Below are 19,408 nucleotides of genomic sequence, written 5' to 3'. Positions count from 1 at the left end.
GCCCCTTCGCGGCGTCTCGGCCTCTGGTATCGCCGTCGTGGTGGTCGCCGATCCCAGCAGGACCGCCCCCGCGATCAGCGACGCCGGGCGTCCCAACACCCCGACGATCAGCGCGAGGATCGACGGCAGCAGGCCGGCGACGGCGAGGAAGGCGGGCATGACGTGGCTCGTCGGGCTTTCAGATCAGATCGGCGGTCGCGCGAGGCGGCCTCCCCGCGTCTCATCCGCCGCCAGGTATGCGCACGCGGTCAGGGCCAGGGTGCCCGCGTGCCACAGGAAGTATCCCACGAAGATCTCCCCGGGAGCGGGCAGATGGCAGGTGAACTGCGCGAAGAGGGCGGTGACGAGCCCGAGCACGCGGGCGACGCGGTGTCGCCGGCAGAGGTAGGCGAGCCAGCCGGCGTCCATGACGGGCTTCGCGATCCACGCGAAGACGCAGGGCGGGATCCAGCCCGGCATGAGGAGGGGCCAGCCGTAAGTGCAGCGAGCCCTTGCCGTCGCCGTCCCAGATGCGAATGGCGGCCGTGGCGCACGCGCCGGCGTAGAGGGCGACGAAGGCGAGCCTCAGCGATTCATCGGGGCGATCTGGGCCGTCAAAGTGCCGTGGACTCGGCTGCATGCCCGTCATGGCGTTCCGGACGGTGAAGCCACCGGCCGGAACGTCGCGGGACCGAACACGCCTCCTCGGCACGACCCGACCGAACGGTGCGGATCAAGACCAACGGTCGGCCCAAGCCGCCGCGCCGCGGCCGGCGCGATGACGGCGGGCTCATTAGAGTGAAGCGATCTCGCCGCCGGCACGCGTCCCCAACGCCTCCCAGGCCTGCGGCGCGATCCCGTCATTGACGAACGCGACGTGCCCGTCTGCCGCTATTACTACAGTTGTAACTAGTCCGGCGGGTCGCCTCCACGCCTTCTGTAATGGCAGCGGCGCGCGAACGCCTGGCGGGCCCGCCGCCATTCCGACCAATTCAGGACCCCGATCGGCACCGGCAGGCGCGTCCACAGGAGCCGGACCAGCAGCCGGCGGGCCTCCGGGACCGTCACCGCGATCAGCTCCGGGGACCCGTCCGTCTTTCTTTCGGCGGGCCGTCGGCCAGCCTCCGCACCGCCGCCAGGACGGCGTGGGCCAGCAGCGCCAGCGTGACGTGGCGGTGCCAGCCGGTCCAGCTCCTGACCTCGTAGCCGGCCAGGCCGACCTCCTGCTTGGCCGCCTCGAACGCCCCCTCGATCGCCCACCTCGCCCCGGCGGCCCTCGCCAGGGCGGCCAACGGCGTGCGAGCCGGCGCCGCCGCGATGTAGTAGGCCAGCTCCCCGCGCTCGTCGAGCCCCTTGCGGACCAGCAGCCACCGCCGCCACTCGGGCCCGAGGTCGTGGTCGACCTCCGCCCGCGCCCAGGCGTACCGCCGCGGGCCCTTGCTCCCGGCGGCGACCTCGACGGTGCGCCGGGACCGCCCCGTCAGCGCCCCGGCCAGGGCCGTCGCCGTCGTCGGGCGGCCGGCCGGCAGGTACTGGTCGGCCCGCACGCCCAGGACGTACGGCCGCTTCCGCTCCTCGAGCCACCGCCGCAGCTCCCAGGCGCCGTAGACCTCGTCGCCGACGACCCAGGCCGCCGGCGTCCCGGCGGCGAGCGCCCGCTCGAGCATCCGCTTGGCCAGGCGGATCTTCGCGGCGAACTCCGTCGCCTCGGGGACGCCGGCCGCCTCGCACCGCTCGGGGTCGTCGGTCCACTCCTTGGGCAGGTACAGGGCCCGGTCGAGGAACGCGGCGCCGTGCCGCGAGGCATAGGCGAGGAAGACGCCGACCTGGGCGTTCTCGATCCGGCCCGCGGTACCCGTATATTGACGGGCGACGCCCGCGGAGCGGGCGCCCTTCTTGAGGAACCCCGTCTCGTCCAGGATCAGCACGGCGTCCGGCTCGCCGAGGGCGTCGACCACATGGGCCCGCAGGTCGTCGCGGACGGCGTCGGGGTCCCAATCGGCTCGGCCCAGCAGGTGTTGCACGCCGTAGGGGGCGGCCTCGCCGATCTGCTCGGCGATCCGCCAGGAGTTCTTGCGCCGCACCGGGGCCAGCAGCCCCTCGAGGCAGGCCCGGACGCGGTCGCGGGTCTCGCTGCGGGCGAAGCGGGCCCCGATCCGGCGGGCGACCTGGTCGAGCTGCTCGCCCCAGACGTGCACATCCTCGGCGGTGACGACGGAGCCGGTGCTGGCCATGGTGCCCCTCCTTGCGGGTCGCGCCATGGCCAGAATATCCATCCTCGTCTCTAGTTACAACTGTAGTACTAGGGCCTGTTGACTGTCAGGAGGCCGATCCGGTAAGGGTTTAAGGCGGATCACTGCCCAGGAGGGGGCCGACGCCGCCATGCGATACCTGATCACCGATGAGATCTGGGACGTCTGGAGCCCGATGATCGAGCGTTGCCGCTCGCGTCGGAGCCCCGAGCCCGAACTCCCGGACCGGATATTCTTCGAGGCCGTCCTCTACTGGGCCCGCACCGGCATCCCCTGGCGCGACCTGCCGGCGGAGGTCGGGGCGTGGGACGCCGTGCACAACCGCTTGCGCCGCTGGATCCACTCGGGGCGGCTCAAGAAGCTGTTCGACCTGATTGCCGGGCGGGTCGAGTGCGAGGACGCCCGGCGGCTGATGATCGACTCGACCGTCGTGCGGGCCCATCAGCGCGCCGCCGGGACGGCGCGAAAAAGGGGGCGGCGAGGCGCAGGCCCTCGGCCGTTCGCGCTGCGGCTTCACGACGAAGGTGATCGCGGTCGCCTGCGACGAGGACGGCGCAGTGGCGCTCGACGTCGACGAGGGCCAGAGGAACGACGCCCCTCTGGCGAGGGCTGTCCTGATCGAGGCCCGCGACGCGGTCGGCGTGGTCCGCGAGGTCCTGGGCGACAAGGGGTTCGACTCCGACGCGGTGCGGGACGTGGTGCTGGACGACCTCGACGCCCTGCCGGTGATCCCGAACCGGAGCAACCGCAAGGAGCCCTGGCCCTGGGACGACGAGATGCGCGAAATCTACAAGCAGAGGAATCGCGTCGAACGCGCGTTCGCGAAAGCGATGCAATTCCGACGATTCGCCACGAGGTACGAGAAGCTGAAGGACGTCTATCTCGGCGTCGTTCGCCTCGTCTTCGGATTCATCCACGTCCGGAAGCTCGCTCAATCCGTCAACACGCCGTAGAATTTCAAGGAAGCCATCATGGCCCGACTCAGTTCCATTATTGGGGGGACCCCCAACCGCCGAAGGGCCATCAACCGCCGAAACCGCCGCAAGGGCCCCGACCGCCCCAGCCACCAAAGGGCCCTCAACCGCCGAAACCAGTGCTCGCCGCGAAGAAGCCAACACGAGTAGCGAAATCGAACGAGACACCCTCCTCCTCGGATAGACCCACAGATACCCGTGAAGTGTGAGGCATTGGGGGACACTGGTTGGCCATGCAGGTCAGAAAGCATGGTGAACCTCTAAACGTTGCTGATGAAAGTTCAAGGGTAGATCGTCGAGATGGAGCAAGTTCCGACACAGTCTGATCGATCTCCCTACCCAGATATGACGGCGGAAACTTTTGAGCCTATATAGATGCCACGTCCGTGCGATCCTCGGCACGCGATCCCTTCGCCACTCCGGATATGCTTGAGATGCGGCAAATCTTTTTGTGAACGGCGTCGGAAAAGTGCAGGGCGGGTGAAACGGACGACGTCCGGTACTCAGGCAACTTGCCCGATGGCTTGCCGCCGATGGACCGCAGTGTCACCTCCTTGGGCGAAGCCGGCTCGCCGGCCGGCGAACGGCGACGGTCCCTCGGCGTCCCTCAGACGATAGCTCCCAGCGCCCGTCTCCAAGATCTGGCGGCGATTCCTCAGCCGGTCCAGCGCCGCCTCGGTCAGCCGCTCGCTTAGGAGCACCTCCGGCCACTGCTCGAACGACAGGCTCGTCGTCACGATCACGCTCGTCCGCCCATATGCCGTACCGATCACGTCGAAGAGCAGGTCGGCGCCGGCCTTGCTCGCCGGCACATATCCCAAGTCGTCGAGGATCAGCAGGTCCAGCTTCGTCAGCTGAGACCTCAACCGCCCAGATGTCGCTCCTCTCTCGACTCCAGCAGCTGATTCGCCAGCTCGGTCGCCCGGTGGAACCGCACCCGCCCGCCCCGGCCGCAGGCCTCCACGCCGAGCACTGTCGCCAGATGGGTCTTGCCGGCGCCCGGCCCGCCGACCAGCAGGAAGTTCTCGCGGCGATCGAGGTAGTCGCACCGCAGCGGCTCCAGAACCATCAGCCTCGGCACCGCCGCGAAGTCGAATCCCTCGAACGTCTTGAGCGTCGGGCATCGGGCCACCTTCAATAGGAGCCGGTCCGCTCGCCCCTCCCGCTCGAGCAGTCTCGCTCGTAGAGCTGGAGCAGGAAGCCCGGGTGATAGCAACGGAGAAAAGAACAGCGATCATCGACGTATCGGACGTGCAGGAGTCTTGGACGGCTTACGAGGTCCTCTTGAGCACGACCAAGGTCAGGTCATCTTTCTGCGGCCAGGGGCCGCGGAAGTCGATGACGTCGCGCATCACGGCTTCAAGGATCGCGGCGGCGTCCTGAGAGGCGTGCCGCAGGAGGCTCTGTTTCAGGCGATCGCGCCCGAACTGCTCGCCCTGCTCGTTCCAGGCCTCGGTGACCCCGTCCGTGCACAGGGCCAGGACGAGGCCCGGCTCGCGGAACGGGGCGTGGTGCCCGCGGAAGGTGATGTCGGCGTCGATCCCGAGGACCGGGCCGTCTCCCTCCAGGTCGGTGATCGTCCCCGACGCCGAGTCCACCAGCAGGGCGGGCTCGTGGCCGGCGCTCACCCAGGAGACGGCGTCTCCACGGACTTCGAGCAGGTAGAACGTCATGAACCGCTCGACGTCGCCCAAGTCGACCGCCAAGTGACGGTTCACATCCGTCACCACCTCGGCGAGGCCCCCGGGGCGCGAGGCCCGCATCCGCAGGCAGGCGCGGGCCGCCGTCATCAGCAAGGCGGCGGCGGGCCCGTGCCCCATCACGTCTCCCACGGCGACTCCGAAGCCGCGCCCCGCGAAGTCGTCGCCGGTCAGGAAGTCGAGGTAGTCGCCCCCCACGGCGTCGCACGGGGTCATCCGGCCCGCCACGTCCAGGCCGTGGAGTCCGGTCGGGGCCTTCGGTACGAGGGTCCGCTGGACGTCGGCGGCCACGGCCAGCGATTCGCGCAGCACCTTGTTCTGCGCGGCGAGCGTCTTGCGGGCCGAGGCGAGTTCCAGATGCGCGGCCACCCGCGCCTTCACGATGGGCGGCCGGATCGGCTTGGTGATGTAGTCGACGGCCCCGAGCGAGAACCCCTTCGTCTCGTCGTCCACCTCGCTCATCGCCGTGACGAAGACGACCGGCACCTCCTGCGTCTTCGGGTCGGCCTTGAGCCGGCGGCACACCTCGTAGCCGTCCATCTCGGGCATCATGATGTCGAGCAGCACGAGGTCGGGCCGGTGCTCGGATCCGGCGATCTCCAGGGCGTCGGCGCCGCCGGTGGCGACGCTCAGGAGGTAGTCCTTGCGGAGCAGGTCGGCGAGGATCTTGATGTTGGCCGGCGTGTCGTCGACGACCAGGATGCGTGGCTTGGCCATGAGAACCTTCCGCAGGGCTTGGGGGACGTCGGTCCGCTTCACCGACCGAGCCGGATGCCTTCCACGTGGGCGAGGGCGGCGAGGGCCTTCGCAGCCCCCTTGAAGTCGAACATGTCGAGGGCCTGGGCGATGCGCTCGACCTCCTTCGCACGCGACCCCTTGAGGGCGCCGCGGACCTCGTCCAGGGCGCCCTCGGCCTCCGGGTCGCTCTTGCGGAGCAGGTCGGAGAGCGCGCGGAGCGACGCCTCCAGCGCGGGCCCGTCCACGGGACCCCCGGCGCCGACCTCCGAGGTTTCGGCCTCCGCCTTCCTGGCCTCCGCCTGTCGCGCGAGGGGCTCCAGGCCGTCGATGACCACGGACAGCCCGCGCTCGACGTCCGGCAGGAGCCCCCGGGCCTTCTCCAGGTCGCCGAGTCGTAACGCGGAGTCGAGCTCCTGGGCCGCATGGTGCAGGTCCGTCGCGCCGATGTTCCCGGCCACGCCCTTGAGGGTGTGGACATGCCGCTCGGCGTCCGCGATCCGATCGTCCCCGAGCGCGGCCCGGATGCGGTCGACGCTGGTCGCGTAATCGCGGTGGAAGTCGAGCAGGAGCTTGCCGTAGAGGGCTTCGTTGCCGGCGACCCGCCTCAGCCCGGCGGCCCGGTCGATCCCCGGCAGGGCTTCGCCCGCACCCCGGGGGGCCTCGCGACGCTTCGTCGCATCGGGCTTCCGGGCCGGCGGCCTAGTGACGCCCTCCCGCACGCCCGGTCGGACCCACCGGAGCAGGACGGCGAACAGCGCGTCGGGGTCGATCGGCTTGGTGACGTGGTCGTTCATGCCGGCCCGGAGGCTCTGCTCCCGGTCGCCCGCCATCGCGTGCGCGGTCATGGCGATGATCGGCAGGTCGCCGAACCGGCCGTCGCGACGCAGTTCCTCGGCGGCCTGGAGGCCGTCCATCTCCGGCATCTGGATGTCCATCAGGACCGCGTCGAACGCGCCCGATCGCACCTTCTCGACGGCCTCCAGGCCGTTGCCGGCGATCTCCACGGCGAACCCGGCCGACTCCAGGATCTCCTGTGCCACCTGCTGGTTGATCTCGTTGTCCTCGGCCACGAGTAGCCGGGCGCCCCGGATGGACGCGAGTGCGTCCGGGTGGGTCGCCTGGGGAGCCAGCGGCTGGAACTCGCGGTGGCCGCCGCGGCCGAAGACCTCCATGACGGTGTTCAGCAGCACCGACTGGTTCACCGGCTTGATGAGGAAGCCCTCGAACCCGGCACCCTCGGCCTGCTTCATGACCTCCTCGCGGCCGTAGGCCGTCACCATGACGACCGTCGGGACCTTGCGCGGCCCGGCCCCCCGCTTGATGCGCCGGCCCGCCTCGATCCCGTCCATTCCGGGCATCTTGTAGTCCATCAGGACCAGGTCGAAGGGGCGGCCCTCGTCGGCCGCCCGGTCCAGCTCCACGAGGGCCGCCTCCCCGCTGGTGGCGAGCCCGACGTCGAACGTCATCGCCGTCAGGCTCTCGGACAGGATCTGGCGCGACGTCTCGCTGTCGTCCACCACCAGGACGCGCAGGCCCCGGAGGTCGCCGACCAGGCTGGCGAGGCGGGCCCTCGGCTTGCCGGTGCGGGCGAACGAGGCCGTGAAGCGGAAGACGCTCCCCTGGCCGGGCTCGCTCTCGACCCGTATCTCGCCCCCCATCATCTCGACGAGCCGCTTGCTGATCGACAGGCCCAGGCCGGTCCCCCCGAACTTCCGGGTCGTCGACGTGTCGGCCTGCGAGAACGGCCGAAAGAGCCTGGCAGCCTGCTCGGTGGTCATTCCGATCCCGGTGTCGCTGACGGCGAACTCCAGGACGGCCCGGTCCTCGATAACCTCCATGGCGGCCGTGGCGATGACGATCTCGCCTTCCCGGGTGAACTTGACCGCGTTGCCCGCCAGGTTGAGGAGCACCTGACCGAGCCGGAGCGGGTCGCCGACCAGGTGGAGCGGCACGCCCGGGTCGGTGCGGAAGAGCACCTCCAGCCCCTTCTCCTCGGCCTTGACCGTGACCAGGCTGGCGACGTTGTCCAGGACCTCTTCGAGGTCGAACTCGACCGACTCGATGTCGAGGCGGCCCGCCTCGATCTTGGAGAAGTCGAGGATGTCGTTGATGATCCGCAGCAGGGCCTTGGCCGAGCCGTCGATCTTGCGGAGGTAGTCGCGCTGCTTGGCCGTCAGTTCGGTCTGGAGGGCCAAGTGGGTCATGCCGATGACCGCATTCATCGGCGTGCGGATCTCGTGGCTCATGTTGGCGAGGAAGTCGGACTTCGCCCGGGTGGCCTCCTCGGCGGCCTCCCTGGCGGCCACGAGTTCCGCCTCGTTGTTCTTGCGCTCGGTGATGTCGCGGACGCTGGTCAGCAGGACGTGGCCGCCGGCCAGTGTGATGCGGCACAGCGTGATTTCGCAGGGCAGCTCCGATCCGTCTCGACGCTTATGGGTCCAATCGAAACGCAGCGGCGTTCTCATCCGCATCGCGGCGGAGACGTGGTCGACGGCCGCTTCGCCCGAGATTCGGCCGTCGGGCTGGCGTTCCGGGGAAAGCTCCACCGGCCCGCACTTGAGCAGGTCGTCGATCTTGTCGAATCCGTACAAGGTCGCGGCGGCTTGATTCGCGTGGACGAACCCACGACCCGGCGACAGGATGAGCAAGCCGTCGCTCGAACTGTTGAAGTAGGCGTTGATTCGTTCCTCGGCTTCCTTGCGCTCGGTGATGTCGGTGAAGCTGATCACCGCTCCGGCGATGGCCCCGTCTTTGAGGATCGGAGTGGCGCCGTACTCGACGGGGAGGCCGTGGCCGTCCTTGCGCCAGAGAAGTTCGTCGGCGACGCGGCTCGCCTCGCCCCGAGTGTGGGCGGCGTGCATCGGGCACTCGCCCACGGGGTAGGTCGAGCCGTCGGCCCGGCTGTGGTGGATCAGGGAGTGAGACGGCCGGCCGATCAGCTCCTCGGACGAGTACCCCAGCAACCGGGTCGCGGCGGGGTTGACGAACGTGACGGCCCCGGCCCGATCCACGCCGAAGATGCCCTCCGACGAAGATTCGAGGATCAGGCGGCTGCGCTCCTCGCTGAGGATCACCTCCTGCTCCAGCCTGCTCAGCTCGCGGACGTCGCGCACCGAGCTGCAGACGAGCATGCTCTCCCCGTCCGGGTCGGGCAGCGGGCTGAGGCTGATCTCCACGGGGAACTCGCAGCCGTCCTTTCCGACCGCCGTGAGCGTGCGCCCGACGCCGATGGAGCGGACCGCGGGCTCCCGGTAGTACCCCTGTCGCAGCGCGGGGTGCCCCGGCCGGAACCTCTCGGGAACGAGCCGTTCGACCGACCGGCCGATGATCTCCTCGCGGCGGTATCCGAACAGGCGCTCCGTCTGCGCGTTGACCAGACGGATGCGCCCCTCCCGGTCGCTGATGACCAGGGCGTCGGGGATCGCCTCGATCAGCGTTCGGAACTGCTGCTCGCTCTTCTGCGCCTCATCCCTCGCCCGCTCCAGCTCGCCGATCAGGTCCTCCAGCCGCTTCTTGTGGCTCACCTCCTCGGTGATGTTGTTGCCCACGCAGAGCAGCTCCTTCTCGCGCCCTTCGCCCGCCCTGATCACCCGGTTCGACCACGCGACCCAGAGGCGTTCCCCCGACTTCGTCACGTTCTCGTTGACCTCGTTGACCTGCACGTCCTGCCCCCGGAGCGAGTCGACGCGTCGTCGCACCTCCTCGTGCCACTCCGGCGGGACGATCAGGTCCAGGCGTCGACCGACGAGCTCGGCGTTGGAATACCCCAGAAGCTCGGAGGCGTAGTTGTTCGCGAACGTCACCACGCGGTCGCCGTCGATCTTGATGACCACGGCGCGCATGAAGTTGACCAGCTCGTCGTAGCGGGTGGAGAGCCTCGCCACCATGTCCTCGAAGACCGAGGCCAGGCTCCCCAGTTCGTCCGCGCGCTCGCGGACGCCCCTCAAGGTCCCCATCTCGTATTCTTCGTCCTCGACGGCCCTGGCGGCCCGGATCAGCTGACCGAGCGGCACCGTGACCGTGTTCCGGAGGGTGAAGTACCCGAGGCACCCGGTGGCCAGGAGGAGGCCCGCGACGCCTCCGGCCAGCAAGAAGTTCTTGTAGGCGAGTTCGGCCAGCAGGGAGTCGGTCTTGTATCCGACTTCGACGATGCGCGGTCGGTCCACGCCGCCGACGCCGACGTACTTGTACACGAAATTGTCGATCTCTCGCTTGCGGCTCTCCTGGACCACGATGTCCGAGTGGTCACGGCCGCCGTCGAGCAGGCGGAGGAAGGCGCCGGCCTGCGGTTGGTCGGGCTTGAAGGTGAACTCCACCCCTTCCGTGCCCATCACCACCCTGCCGGCGCTGTCGGTGATCCAGAACTCGTAGTCGTACTTCTTCTGCTCCTTGGCGAACCGGGCGAGTTCCTTCAGGTGGCGGTCGACCTCCTCCGGGGTCATCCCGTCCGGCCCCTTCCGCTCCGCGATCGCCACGAGATGTGCGACGATCCGGGCCTGCATGACCATCTGGTCCCCGATCGCGTCCTCGACGAACCGTCGCGTGGACGAGTAGACCACGAAGGTCGTGATCAGCGCGGTGGCCACGACCGGGGTCCCGACGAGGAGCAGGATGCGCGTGTTCAACCCGAGCGTCCGGAGCCGCATAGGTGTCTGGAACCGCATGACGCCGTCCTCGTCCATGCCATCCCCCCCCGATCCCCGCGACTACGCGTTCATGGGAGGCGATGGCGAAGCCGACCTTCAATCAACGTCGGCGAAACTCGAACTGTCCGATCGCTTCGACGCGACCCTCGAAATCGTAGACTCGTCGGAGCCGTCCCTCGCCTCGAGCCTGCAGCCTCGGCGGCTCGATGGAGGCATCCAGCGATAGAGCTTCGGGACCGAGGCGCCGAGGTACCCGTCCACGTCCCGGGGCGGCATCCCGCCCCCGAGCAGCTTGCGGGCGGATTCCACATCGCCCGGCGTCATCCGCAGCTTCCGACCGCCCACCCGGCCCCGTCGCAACGCCGCGTCCAGGCCGGCCCGGCTCCGTTCGGCCAGGACTCTCGCATCATCTGCGCCAGCGAGCCCATCACGTGGAACAAGGACCGACCCGCCGGGGTCGTAGCGTCGATGCCGTCGGTCGAGCTGCGGAACTGGACCCTTGTTCCTGCAGGCCGGCCATGAACTCCACCAGCCCCTCACCGTGCGCCCCAGTCGGTCCAGCTTCCAGACCACGAGCACGTCGCCCGACCGAAGATGGGACGACGGCGTCCGTCAGGCCGAGTCGCTCCCGATTAACGCCCGACGCCTTGTCGGTTAAGACCCGCTTGCACCCCGCATTCTTCAACGCGTCGAGCTGGAGGTCGAGCGACTGCCCGTCGGTGGAGACCCGGGCGTAACCGACCCGCATGCGACGTCTCCTGTCAGCTAGCTCTCCAGGAACTCATCGTACCCGTACCCTGGCGAGAATTCATTCCGAGAAAGATCTCCAAGCGGAAGATCCTGGTTTTGTCGGTGCCGGCTAGGCCGTCGGGCCCTCTCGGGACCCCTGGTTTGCCATAACGCCGGGGCAGGCGTCCCCCCGGGAAGAACGCCGTGCCGATCGATTTTCCTCAGCGTCGCGGAGCGCGAGCGGTCGGCTAGGATTTGACCAACCGGCCGCTCGTGCAGGGCCCGACGACAACTGATCGTCGACCACAGCCTTTGTATTTAATCCTCATCGGGCAGCATGATCGTGATGCACGGGGCGCCCCAGGGCCAGCGCGCACTTATAGGTAGATTCGGCGGAGTCTGGCGGCTTGCGCCGGATCGAGTCATCGGTTAGACCATCTCCAGGCGGCGTCACGGCGCGGGGGACGGGGGTCGGTCGATGGCGGATGCGAGCCGGTTCGGTATGGACGAGGTGGCGGCGTTCTTCCAGGACCTGGATGACCCGCGGTCGGAGATCAATCGCAAGCATCCGCTGGCCTCGGTGGTGGTGATCGCCCTGGTCGCGGTCCTGGCGGGGGCCTCCGGGCCGACGGCGATCGCGCGGTGGGCGGCGTTCAAGCGGGGTCTGCTCGAGTCGATCCTGCCGCTGCCGAACGGGGTGCCGTGCAAGGACGTCTTCCGGCGCGTGTTGATGGCCCTGCGGCCCGAGGCGTTCCAGCCGTGCTTCGCCGCCTGGCTGCGGTCGCTGCGCGACGAGGCCGCGGCCGAGACGGGCGTCGAGCGGCCCACGCTGGCGATCGACGGCAAGACCCTGCGTCGCAGCCACGACCGCAAGAACGGCCTGGGGGCGTTGCACTCGGTGACCGCCTGGGCGAGCGAGTACGGCCTGTCGCTGGGCCAGGTCGCTTGCGATGAGAAGTCGAACGAGATCGCTGCGATCCCCGAGTTGCTGAAGCTGATCGACGTCTCCGGCGGCGTCGTGACGATCGACGCGATGGGCTGCCAGAGGGAGGTCGCCGGGGCGGTCGTCGCCGCCGGCGGCGACTACGTGCTGGCGCTGAAGGGGAACCAGGGGACGCTGCATCGGGCGGCCGTCGCCCACGTCCTGGGGCGTTGGGACGAAGGGTTCGCGGGGGAGCCGGTCGGCCGCCTCCAGGTCGATGAGGCGGCCCACGGCCGTCGCGAGTCGCGGACGTACATCCAGCTCGAGGCCCCGAAGGACCTCCCCGGCTTCGAGGCGTGGCGGGGGCTGAGGTCGATCGGCGTGGCGATCTCCGAGGTCGTCCGCGAGGGAAAGACGGCGGAGGACGTCCGCTACTACATCAGCAGCCTGCCGGTCGAGCCCGACGCTAAGGCGTTCGCCCACGCGGTCCGCTCGCGCTGGGGGATCGAGAACGGCTGCCACTGGACCCTCGACGTGACCTTCCGCGAGGACGAGTCGCGAATCCGAGAGGAGCACCTGCGCCAGAACATGGCCTGGCTGAATCGCTTCTGCCTGTCCCTGCTCAAGCGGCACCCCGGGCGGGACAGCGTCGCCATGAAGCGACGCGGATGCGGATGGAGCGACGACTACTTGATGGAAGTCGTTAGAGGATCGACATGTTAGTGAGCGCTGGCCCTGCGGGGCGCCCTCGTCGCCAGGCGCGCAAATCGCCTTCAACCGGACGGGCTTCGGGCTCCCGTCGTCGTTCCTCACCAACACTTGATAGCTGATCGCGTCTCGGTCGAGCCCATCCCGACCGACGGCGACCATGAGCATCCAGACGAGATCCCAGGTCCGGCCCGCCTCGTCCTGAGCTTCGACGCCCGGCGGGATGAGGATGCAGCGGGCCCGGACGGCGGCGGTGACCGCGACGGGGACCTTGAACTTCGCCTCGCGAGCCAACCCCGAGACGTCGCAGAGGACGCCGTCCCTCAAGGCGTCCGAGCGGCTGTAGACGCTGATGGTCGTCCAACCGCGGTCGACGGGCTCGGCCCGCGCCAGGAGCCAGGAAAGCACGCCCCCGGGCTCGAAACCGCCGCCGCCCGCCTCGTACTCGGCGACGAGGTCGGGCGGTACGCCGACCTCGACGGCTCGCAGCCTGTCCGTAGGCCACTCGGCCAGCTCCGAGTAGCTGACCTCGTGGCCGCCGAGGATCAAGCCGCTCATCATGGGGTCGTCGCCGGCCCCCCAACGCTTCAAGCATCGGTCCATCACCGAGCCTCCGGGGTGGTGAGAGTGTTCACACCTCCCAGGGGAGCAGGCGATCGGGTCTATAGAGAATGCTTTGATGCGTCTCGACGACGTCATGCGGCGAGATGCTTCTCCGCCAGCTTGAGTCGACGGACGTGGTGCAGCGCGAACTGGATCTCGTACGGGGCGAATCCGCAGGACACTTTCGAGAGCACGGTCTTCGGATCAGCGCCGAGCCTGCGGCACTCGGCCCACAACTGGCAGGTCGGGTCTTGCAGACGCTCCGCGATCGGCCGAACCTTCTCGCCGAACAACCCCTCGTACCTTCCGGCCAGGACGTCGTCCCACCTCCGAAGCAGGTGGAGCGGGTTTAACTCCCAGGGGACCGTCCCGGAACCATCCTTGCCGGGCACCCCCTTCGACAGGTCGAGCAGGAAGCGGGACCGAGATGGAGCTTCGAGGCACTCGACCATCGTCTCCTGGAAGTGGTCGCGCCGCATGGTCCAGGCCTTCCGCACCTTCGGCTCGATCGAGGGACTCACGTAGTGCGACTTCGGCGGCGCGTGGCCCAGATTGATGTACTCGACGTGGGCGCCGTGGACCACCGAGTTGTAGAGCCTGACGAACGCGCGGTAGCCCTCGTCGCCGCTGGAGTCCGAGGCACCGTTGCCGGCCGCCACTTTCGCCCGCTCCTTGGCTTTCAGAGACTCCTTCCCCGGGAGGGCCTTCTCTTGCCCTTCCTGAGGCTTGGAGCGCGGGGCCCGTCCGTGGCCGCCCGCAGCGTCGGCGGTGCGACCGATGGCCAGTGAAGCCGCAGGGCGGCCCAACGAGTAGACGAAGTCGGGATCCAGGTCGCCGGCGAAGAACGCGGGAACCAGGAACTCCGAGCCCGAAGCCTGAGCGTGTTCCGCGGCCAGCAGGATCCCGGGCTTGGACAGAACGAAGGGCTTCCAGGAGTTGTCGATTATGACTGCGGGATCCATGCTTACCGAAACCTTGTCTTCGGGATCCAGGTCCGGCGGAACCTGGAAGTTCCAGGAGTAGGCCGGTACGGAGGATCCAGGGTCGTCCCGATGCACGGACTCGGTCGCCACTCCCCGCCGGCCGCGAGCTGAAAGCTCGTCTGCGTTCGCCGCGTCAGCGGCGAACAGATCCGCCTGTCGGCTTCCGGTTTCCCGTTCACGTCCCTTTTTTAGACTTTCTGGGTCTTTCAACCTAACCTGGGTCTCTCGCGGTCTCTCGTTTTTTACGGGTGGCGACGGTGGTATTTCAAGGGTGGCGACAGTGGCTTCGGCGACCTGTCCAAGGTTAGCGACGGTCGCCGCCTTCGCCCGGCCCTTGGAGCGCCCAGAGGTGGGGGCTGTCGCGGCGACGGTGCCATCGTCGCTACCTCTGGACTCGTTCTTGGAAATTGCGACGGTCCAGGGAGCGAGGGCTTTCAGGGCGGCGATCGTCGCCTCCGTGATGTGCACTTTGACCTTGGCCGCGGTCCTGGGCCGGCGGGCGCTGACGATCTCGACCACCCCGGCGGTCTCCAGGGCGTCGGCGAACCGTTTGGCCTTCTCGCACTGGCCGCTCCACCCGCCCCGCTTGCCGCTGGCGGCCGTCCGCTCCTGCGGCATCGAGTGGGCGATGGTCGGGTAGCGCTCCTTCAGCTTGCTCACCTTGTAAAGTGCGAAGACGTCGTTGCCCCTGCTCCCGGCCGGGTGGGACAGGACGCCGACGACGCCGAGGATGGCCCACGGGGCCAGGCCGGACTCGAAGAGGAGGTTGGGCACCTTGATGAAGTCGCCGGGCCCGGGGGCGGGGCCGAGGTCGTACCGCGAGTTCTCCACCCGCGTGAGCCAGCCGACGGTTGGCCAGTTCTGGAGTCGGCCGACGGCCGCGACGTACTGCGGCCTGGTGACGCCCCAGGCGGGGGCGAGTTCCTCCCACAGCCGGTTGTCGAAGACGACGCGGTTGGTCCCGCCCTGGTAGGCGGCGAGGACGCCGAGCTTGCGGACGTGGTTCAGGCCGCGGGACTTGATCAGGGCCTTGTCGAGCAGGGTGAATTCCAGTTTGCTCATCGGTGCGTGCCTATGCACACCACCGCCCGCCACCCCCGAAAGATTGGGAAAGGGTTGGCGGGCGCCAGGTGTGAAGCTGCTTGCGAAGTCATCAGCGGCGACGGTGCCGCACAGTCTTTCGGCGTCGAGTCGTCGTGAACGGGGCGGCTCTTCACACCTGCCCACTCACACGTGATATTTGCACCTATTATTTATGCCAATACGTTGACGCGACCTGCAAGTAATCCCTGTCCTGCGGGCTCGCGTGATCTAGACTTCTTTGAGGAGGGCAGGATCATGATGCGGGAGCTTGCGGATCAGGGTTGGCCCGGTTACTGGATCACGCTCGACGGGAAGATCTGGTCGGACCGGTGTCGCGACTGGCTGGCGGTCTCGACCCCCGAATCCCGCGACGCGCCGCACTTCCAGCCCTATCGACCTGGCGGCAAGGTCAAGCGGCAGGTGGGGATCGCCCACCTTATCGCGACGATCGTCTTCCCCAACCCACTGCCCGGCTTTGGCACCGTCCACTTCCTGGACGAGGACAAGCACAATGCGACGTTCGACAACGTCTTCAGGGGCAACAAGGTCCTCATCGGCGTCGCCAGGCGTTGGCGCATCTACTACCGCCGGTACGGCGATGGCCTCCTGAAGCCGATATCCACCGATCCCGAACGATGCGCCATGCTCGGCTTCGTCGAGCGGGACGTCCCGTACGACCTGATCTAGAAAAGTCAAGGATTCCTCGGGACGTATACACATGGGGATTTCGGCCTCGCGAACGCACTCCAGTTGTATGCAAAGTCTTGAATCATCAATCTTTGCGTAATATCCACCGTCTGGCCGACGGGTTGAACGCCCCGGCGATCCGATCCTCGTCGTGAACGATCGGGCCGGGCTGTGGTTGAGCGATCGACGCGGTAGTTCACCGCGCGGGGACTCAACCTATTTTGCCCATTTCGCCAGGCAAGGATTTGCCTCCATGGCCAAGGCCGAAGAGACCGAGCCCGCCGAGAAGATCGTCCCGTATTCAACCCTCCAGGCCGTCGCCTCGATCAGCGTCCCGCTGAGCAAGATCGTCGTGGGCAGCGAAGACTACGCCAACCGCGACAAGAAAGATTACGACGTCGACTGCCCCCGCATGGTCTCCCTCAAGGACTCCATCGGGACCGTCAAGAACATCTCCAACCTCCTCCGCGTCATCAAGGACGGCGACACTTACGTGGTCGTCGGCGGCCGGTCCCGATGGACCGTCCTCAAGCACCTCGCCGAACTCGCCGACTGCCCAAAGTTCACGGCGGACATGCTCGTCCCCGTGATCGTCGTCCAGGGCAGCAAACTCGATCTCCTGGTCGACGCCCTCCAGGACAACCTCGCTCGGTCCGGCCTCGACGAGCACCACATCTTCCGAGCGGTCTGCAGGCTCTTCGACGAGGGTGCCGACCCGCAGTGGGTCAAGAAGAGTTGCGGCACCCCCGAGACGACCTTCCAGAATCATCGCAGGGTCTACCGCAACAAGTTCGCTCTGGACTTCGTCAACGACGGCTCCGTCGGCTTCACCCTCATGAACCGGATGCTTGAGGCGGCAGAGGGCGGGATCGCGGGCGGCGTCAAGCTGCTCGAAACGAACCTGACGCACCGCATCATGGCCATCAAGGCCCAGATCTTCCTGAAGGCCGACAAGGCTGTATCGGTCGGCAAGAAGTTGCCCGACAGCCTCTCCCTGCCGAAGAATCGCGTCGCCAAGCATCTCGGCGAGGCCTGGGTCGAATCGGCTCGGCGGGGCAAGCCCCTCCCGGCCGAGGCCGACTACAAGCACGGGGCGTGCGTCGAACGCGACCCGAAGACGAACGTCGCCAAGCTCGTCATCCCCGGCATCTCGGTGACCATCGCCGAGCCCGAGTACGACAAGCTCGCCACCGTCCTCGAAGCTCTGTGCGCAGCGCTCACGGAAGTCGGCCCGATGTTCACGGCACTCGCGGCCGGCCGTGCGAAAATGCTCGGCGTCGAAGTGCAGAAGTCCAACGCCCGAGACGCGCTGAGCAAGGCATTCAACATCGGGGCCGACGCCTTCAAGCACGTCAAGATCGCCAAACCGGCCGATCCCTCCCCGGCCGATCCCGCCCCGGCTCCGGCCAAGCCCGAGAACCTCGACCAAGCCCATGCCCGCGTCGGCGTCGAAGAGCGCCACCCCGAGAGCAGCGACCCCGTCGCCCTTCAGGCCGACGCCCGGCCGCTCGACAAATCTCTCGTCGAAGAGTCCGAGGACGCCGAGCAGCCCGCCTACGACGCCTGATCCCGCCTAGCAAACCCCACCGGCATGGCGGCCCCGGCATACGACGCCGGGGCCGTTTCATATCCACGCGCAGGAGGCTCCCATGATTCCCGTCAAGCCCGGCTATATCCATTGCCCCATCATCACCCGCGACGCCCTGGCGAAGACCAGGGAGCCGATCGTCATCGACATCGAGACGACGGGCGTCAAGCGGCACAACCAGATCGTCAGCGTCGGCCTGTTCATCGACCGTGCGGTCCACATCCTCTTCGTCGGCGCGAATCACGTCTCGATCAAGAACCTGCCCGGCGGCGTCCCCCAAGCTCGTCTGGGCTTTGGAGCCGCTCGATCGACCGGATTGCCCGCCGGTCGTGATGCACAGCGCGACGTTCGATACTTCTACTGTAACCGATTCCTCGTGACTTCTGGACGCACCCCTTCTACGATCGACCTTCATGGCGGACGTGCAGCACGCCCGGAGGTCTTCCGATGTCACTGCTGGATCATCCCGAGGCGCAGGCCCTGCTGGCCGATGCCGTGATCACGCCCGATACCGTCCGGGGTCGGCTCGAACGCCTGACGGCCTTCCTCCAACGCTATCTGCCCCGTTTCTATCGCACCGAGCAGCGAGCCACCGCCGCCCTAGTCATCCGCGGCCGGCTCGGCGGCCTGGAACGCAAGACTTCCGAGCCGATCGCCATCGAGGCCGGCCTGCCCCGCAAGCCGATCCAGTTCTTCGTCGGCGCCGGCAAGTGGGACGACGAGGCCGTGATGGGCGAGCTGCGGCAGCACATCCGCGAGGAATTGGCCGCACCCGACGGCGTCGTGATCGTCGATCCCAGCGGCTTCCCCAAGAAGGGGGCCGAGTCCTGCGGCGTCGATCGCCAGTGGTGCGGTCGGCTGGGCAAGGTCGAGAATTGCCAGATCGGCGTCTTCCTGGCCTACGCCGCCGAGGCCGGCTACGTCCCGCTGGACCGCCGGCTCTACCTGCCCCGGGGGTGGGCCGATGACGAGGCCCGACGCGAGAAGCGCCACGTCCCCGGGGAGGTCGAGTTCCAGGAGACCTGGCGGATTGCGTTGGACCTGCTCGACCGGAGCCTGCCCGGCCTGCCCCACGGCTGGATCGTCGGCGACGACGAATTGGGCCGGGCCTCCGAGTTCCGCGCCGCGCTGCGTCGACGCGCCGAGCGGTATGTCCTGGACCTGCCCTGCAACACCACGGTGCGCGACCTGGAGCGGCGTCGCCCGCCCCGCAAGAGGGCCGGCGTCGGCCGCCGACGCGAGGTGCCGTTCGTGAGGGCCGACGCCTGGGCGGCGAGCCAGCCGGAGTCGCGCTGGGAGCGGATCACGGTCCGCGACGGCGAGAAGGGGCCGCTTGAAGTCGATGCGTTGAGCGTGCGTGTCCGGGCCAAGCAGGACAGGCATCTCGGGCCGGAGGAGAGGTTGTTGGTGATCCGCCCGGTCGGTGAGTCGCGGATCGACTACGCCCTGTGCAACGCCGGCCCCGAGACCCCCTTGGCCGAGGTGGTGCGAGCCCAGCGGCTACGGCACCGGATCGAGGAGGTGTTCGGCGCCGGCAAGGGCGAGGTCGGGCTGGATCATTACGAGGTCCGGAGTTGGGTGGGCTGGCACCACCACATGACGCTCTGCCTGGTGGCGTTGTGGTTCCTGTGGCTGGAGCGGCGGCGAGTCGGGGGGGGAAACCCCGGCGATCACGGTGCCTCAGACGCGGCACATGCTGGCCCGGCTGCTCCGCGATCGGCTACCGAGCCCGGAGGAGATCGCGGCGGTCGTCAGCCGCGTGCTGCGGCGTAACGAGGAGTCGAGGATCTACCACTGGCACAAGGCCGCCGGGGGA

General features: G+C 68.1%; 15 protein-coding genes and 1 pseudogene. 7 read left to right on the top strand and 9 right to left on the bottom strand.

Features of this window, described 5'->3' with window-relative positions:
- Positions 1 to 183: 183 nt before the first annotated feature.
- Together PZE19_RS27800 and PZE19_RS27795 are read right to left on the bottom strand one after the other, a co-directional pair.
- Complete coding sequence (locus PZE19_RS27800; protein WP_277863860.1) at positions 184 to 459, bottom strand: hypothetical protein; 276 nt, start codon at positions 457 to 459, stop codon at positions 184 to 186.
- A 593-nt stretch (positions 460 to 1,052) separates the two neighbouring features.
- Positions 1,053 to 2,213, bottom strand: coding sequence for an IS701 family transposase (locus PZE19_RS27795; protein ID WP_277858971.1), 1,161 nt, complete (start codon positions 2,211 to 2,213; stop codon positions 1,053 to 1,055).
- Between the two features lie 148 nt (positions 2,214 to 2,361).
- On the opposite strand from PZE19_RS27795, the pseudogene PZE19_RS33255 reads away from it, so the two are divergent.
- Both PZE19_RS33255 and PZE19_RS27790 read left to right on the top strand, forming a co-directional pair.
- Positions 2,362 to 2,586 (top strand): annotated as a pseudogene (locus tag PZE19_RS33255) (transposase); the annotation flags it as partial.
- An 85-nt stretch (positions 2,587 to 2,671) separates the two neighbouring features.
- The gene (locus PZE19_RS27790) at positions 2,672 to 3,184 is read left to right on the top strand and encodes an IS5 family transposase (protein ID WP_277864392.1); all 513 of its coding nucleotides are present in this window, start codon (positions 2,672 to 2,674) and stop codon (positions 3,182 to 3,184) included.
- Between the two features lie 524 nt (positions 3,185 to 3,708).
- On the opposite strand, the gene PZE19_RS27785 is transcribed toward PZE19_RS27790, so the two are convergent.
- The 6 genes from PZE19_RS27785 to PZE19_RS27765 are packed head-to-tail and all read right to left on the bottom strand — an operon-like array spanning position 3,709 to position 11,037.
- Entirely contained in the window at positions 3,709 to 4,071 is a 363-nt protein-coding gene (locus PZE19_RS27785; RefSeq protein ID WP_277863859.1) for an ATP-binding protein, read from the bottom strand.
- Entirely contained in the window at positions 4,068 to 4,421 is a 354-nt protein-coding gene (locus tag PZE19_RS27780; protein WP_277863858.1) for an ATP-binding protein, read from the bottom strand. The genes PZE19_RS27785 and PZE19_RS27780 overlap by 4 nt, the downstream gene beginning before the upstream one ends.
- A gap of 55 nt (positions 4,422 to 4,476) precedes the next feature.
- Complete coding sequence (locus tag PZE19_RS27775) at positions 4,477 to 5,622, bottom strand: PP2C family protein-serine/threonine phosphatase (protein ID WP_277863857.1); 1,146 nt, start codon at positions 5,620 to 5,622, stop codon at positions 4,477 to 4,479.
- 38 nt (positions 5,623 to 5,660) lie between these two features.
- Entirely contained in the window at positions 5,661 to 10,325 is a 4,665-nt protein-coding gene (locus tag PZE19_RS27770; protein ID WP_277863856.1) for a PAS domain S-box protein, read from the bottom strand.
- Positions 10,326 to 10,385: 60 nt separating this feature from the next.
- Positions 10,386 to 10,829 (bottom strand): hypothetical protein, encoded by a 444-nt coding sequence (locus PZE19_RS33250; protein WP_368411390.1) that lies wholly within the window; start codon positions 10,827 to 10,829, stop codon positions 10,386 to 10,388.
- Positions 10,717 to 11,037 (bottom strand): recombinase family protein, encoded by a 321-nt coding sequence (locus PZE19_RS27765; RefSeq protein ID WP_277863855.1) that lies wholly within the window; start codon positions 11,035 to 11,037, stop codon positions 10,717 to 10,719. Before PZE19_RS27765 ends, PZE19_RS33250 begins: the two co-directional genes overlap by 113 nt.
- 459 nt (positions 11,038 to 11,496) lie before the next feature.
- Here PZE19_RS27765 and PZE19_RS27760 point away from each other — a divergent pair, with 459 nt between their 5' ends.
- Positions 11,497 to 12,663 carry an ISAs1 family transposase gene (locus PZE19_RS27760; RefSeq protein ID WP_277862715.1) on the top strand — a complete coding sequence of 389 codons (1,167 nt, stop codon included), beginning with the start codon at positions 11,497 to 11,499 and terminating at the stop codon, positions 12,661 to 12,663.
- Positions 12,664 to 13,343: 680 nt separating this feature from the next.
- Here the strand turns inward: PZE19_RS27760 and PZE19_RS27755 are convergent.
- A complete protein-coding gene (locus tag PZE19_RS27755) occupies positions 13,344 to 15,296 on the bottom strand; it encodes a hypothetical protein (RefSeq protein WP_277863854.1) in 1,953 nt (650 codons plus the stop codon).
- A 276-nt stretch (positions 15,297 to 15,572) separates the two neighbouring features.
- Between PZE19_RS27755 and PZE19_RS27750 the strand changes: the two genes are divergently transcribed.
- The 4 genes from PZE19_RS27750 (at position 15,573) to PZE19_RS27735 (ending at position 19,365) form a co-directional block, all read left to right on the top strand.
- Positions 15,573 to 16,004, top strand: coding sequence for a hypothetical protein (locus tag PZE19_RS27750; protein ID WP_277863853.1), 432 nt, complete (start codon positions 15,573 to 15,575; stop codon positions 16,002 to 16,004).
- 253 nt (positions 16,005 to 16,257) lie between these two features.
- A complete protein-coding gene (locus PZE19_RS27745; RefSeq protein ID WP_277863852.1) occupies positions 16,258 to 17,571 on the top strand; it encodes a ParB N-terminal domain-containing protein in 1,314 nt (437 codons plus the stop codon).
- A gap of 82 nt (positions 17,572 to 17,653) precedes the next feature.
- Positions 17,654 to 18,091, top strand: a complete 438-nt coding sequence (locus tag PZE19_RS27740; protein ID WP_277863851.1) for a hypothetical protein — start codon at positions 17,654 to 17,656, stop codon at positions 18,089 to 18,091.
- On the top strand, positions 18,040 to 19,365 hold the full coding sequence (locus PZE19_RS27735) for an IS701 family transposase (RefSeq protein WP_277863850.1): 1,326 nt from the start codon (positions 18,040 to 18,042) through the stop codon (positions 19,363 to 19,365). The genes PZE19_RS27740 and PZE19_RS27735 overlap by 52 nt, the downstream gene beginning before the upstream one ends.
- Positions 19,366 to 19,408 lie beyond the last annotated feature (43 nt).

Origin of the sequence: Paludisphaera mucosa, assembly GCF_029589435.1 — a bacterium.
GTDB classification, from domain to species: Bacteria; Planctomycetota; Planctomycetia; order Isosphaerales; family Isosphaeraceae; genus Paludisphaera; species Paludisphaera mucosa.
This window is presented reverse-complemented; position numbering and strand designations above follow the sequence as displayed.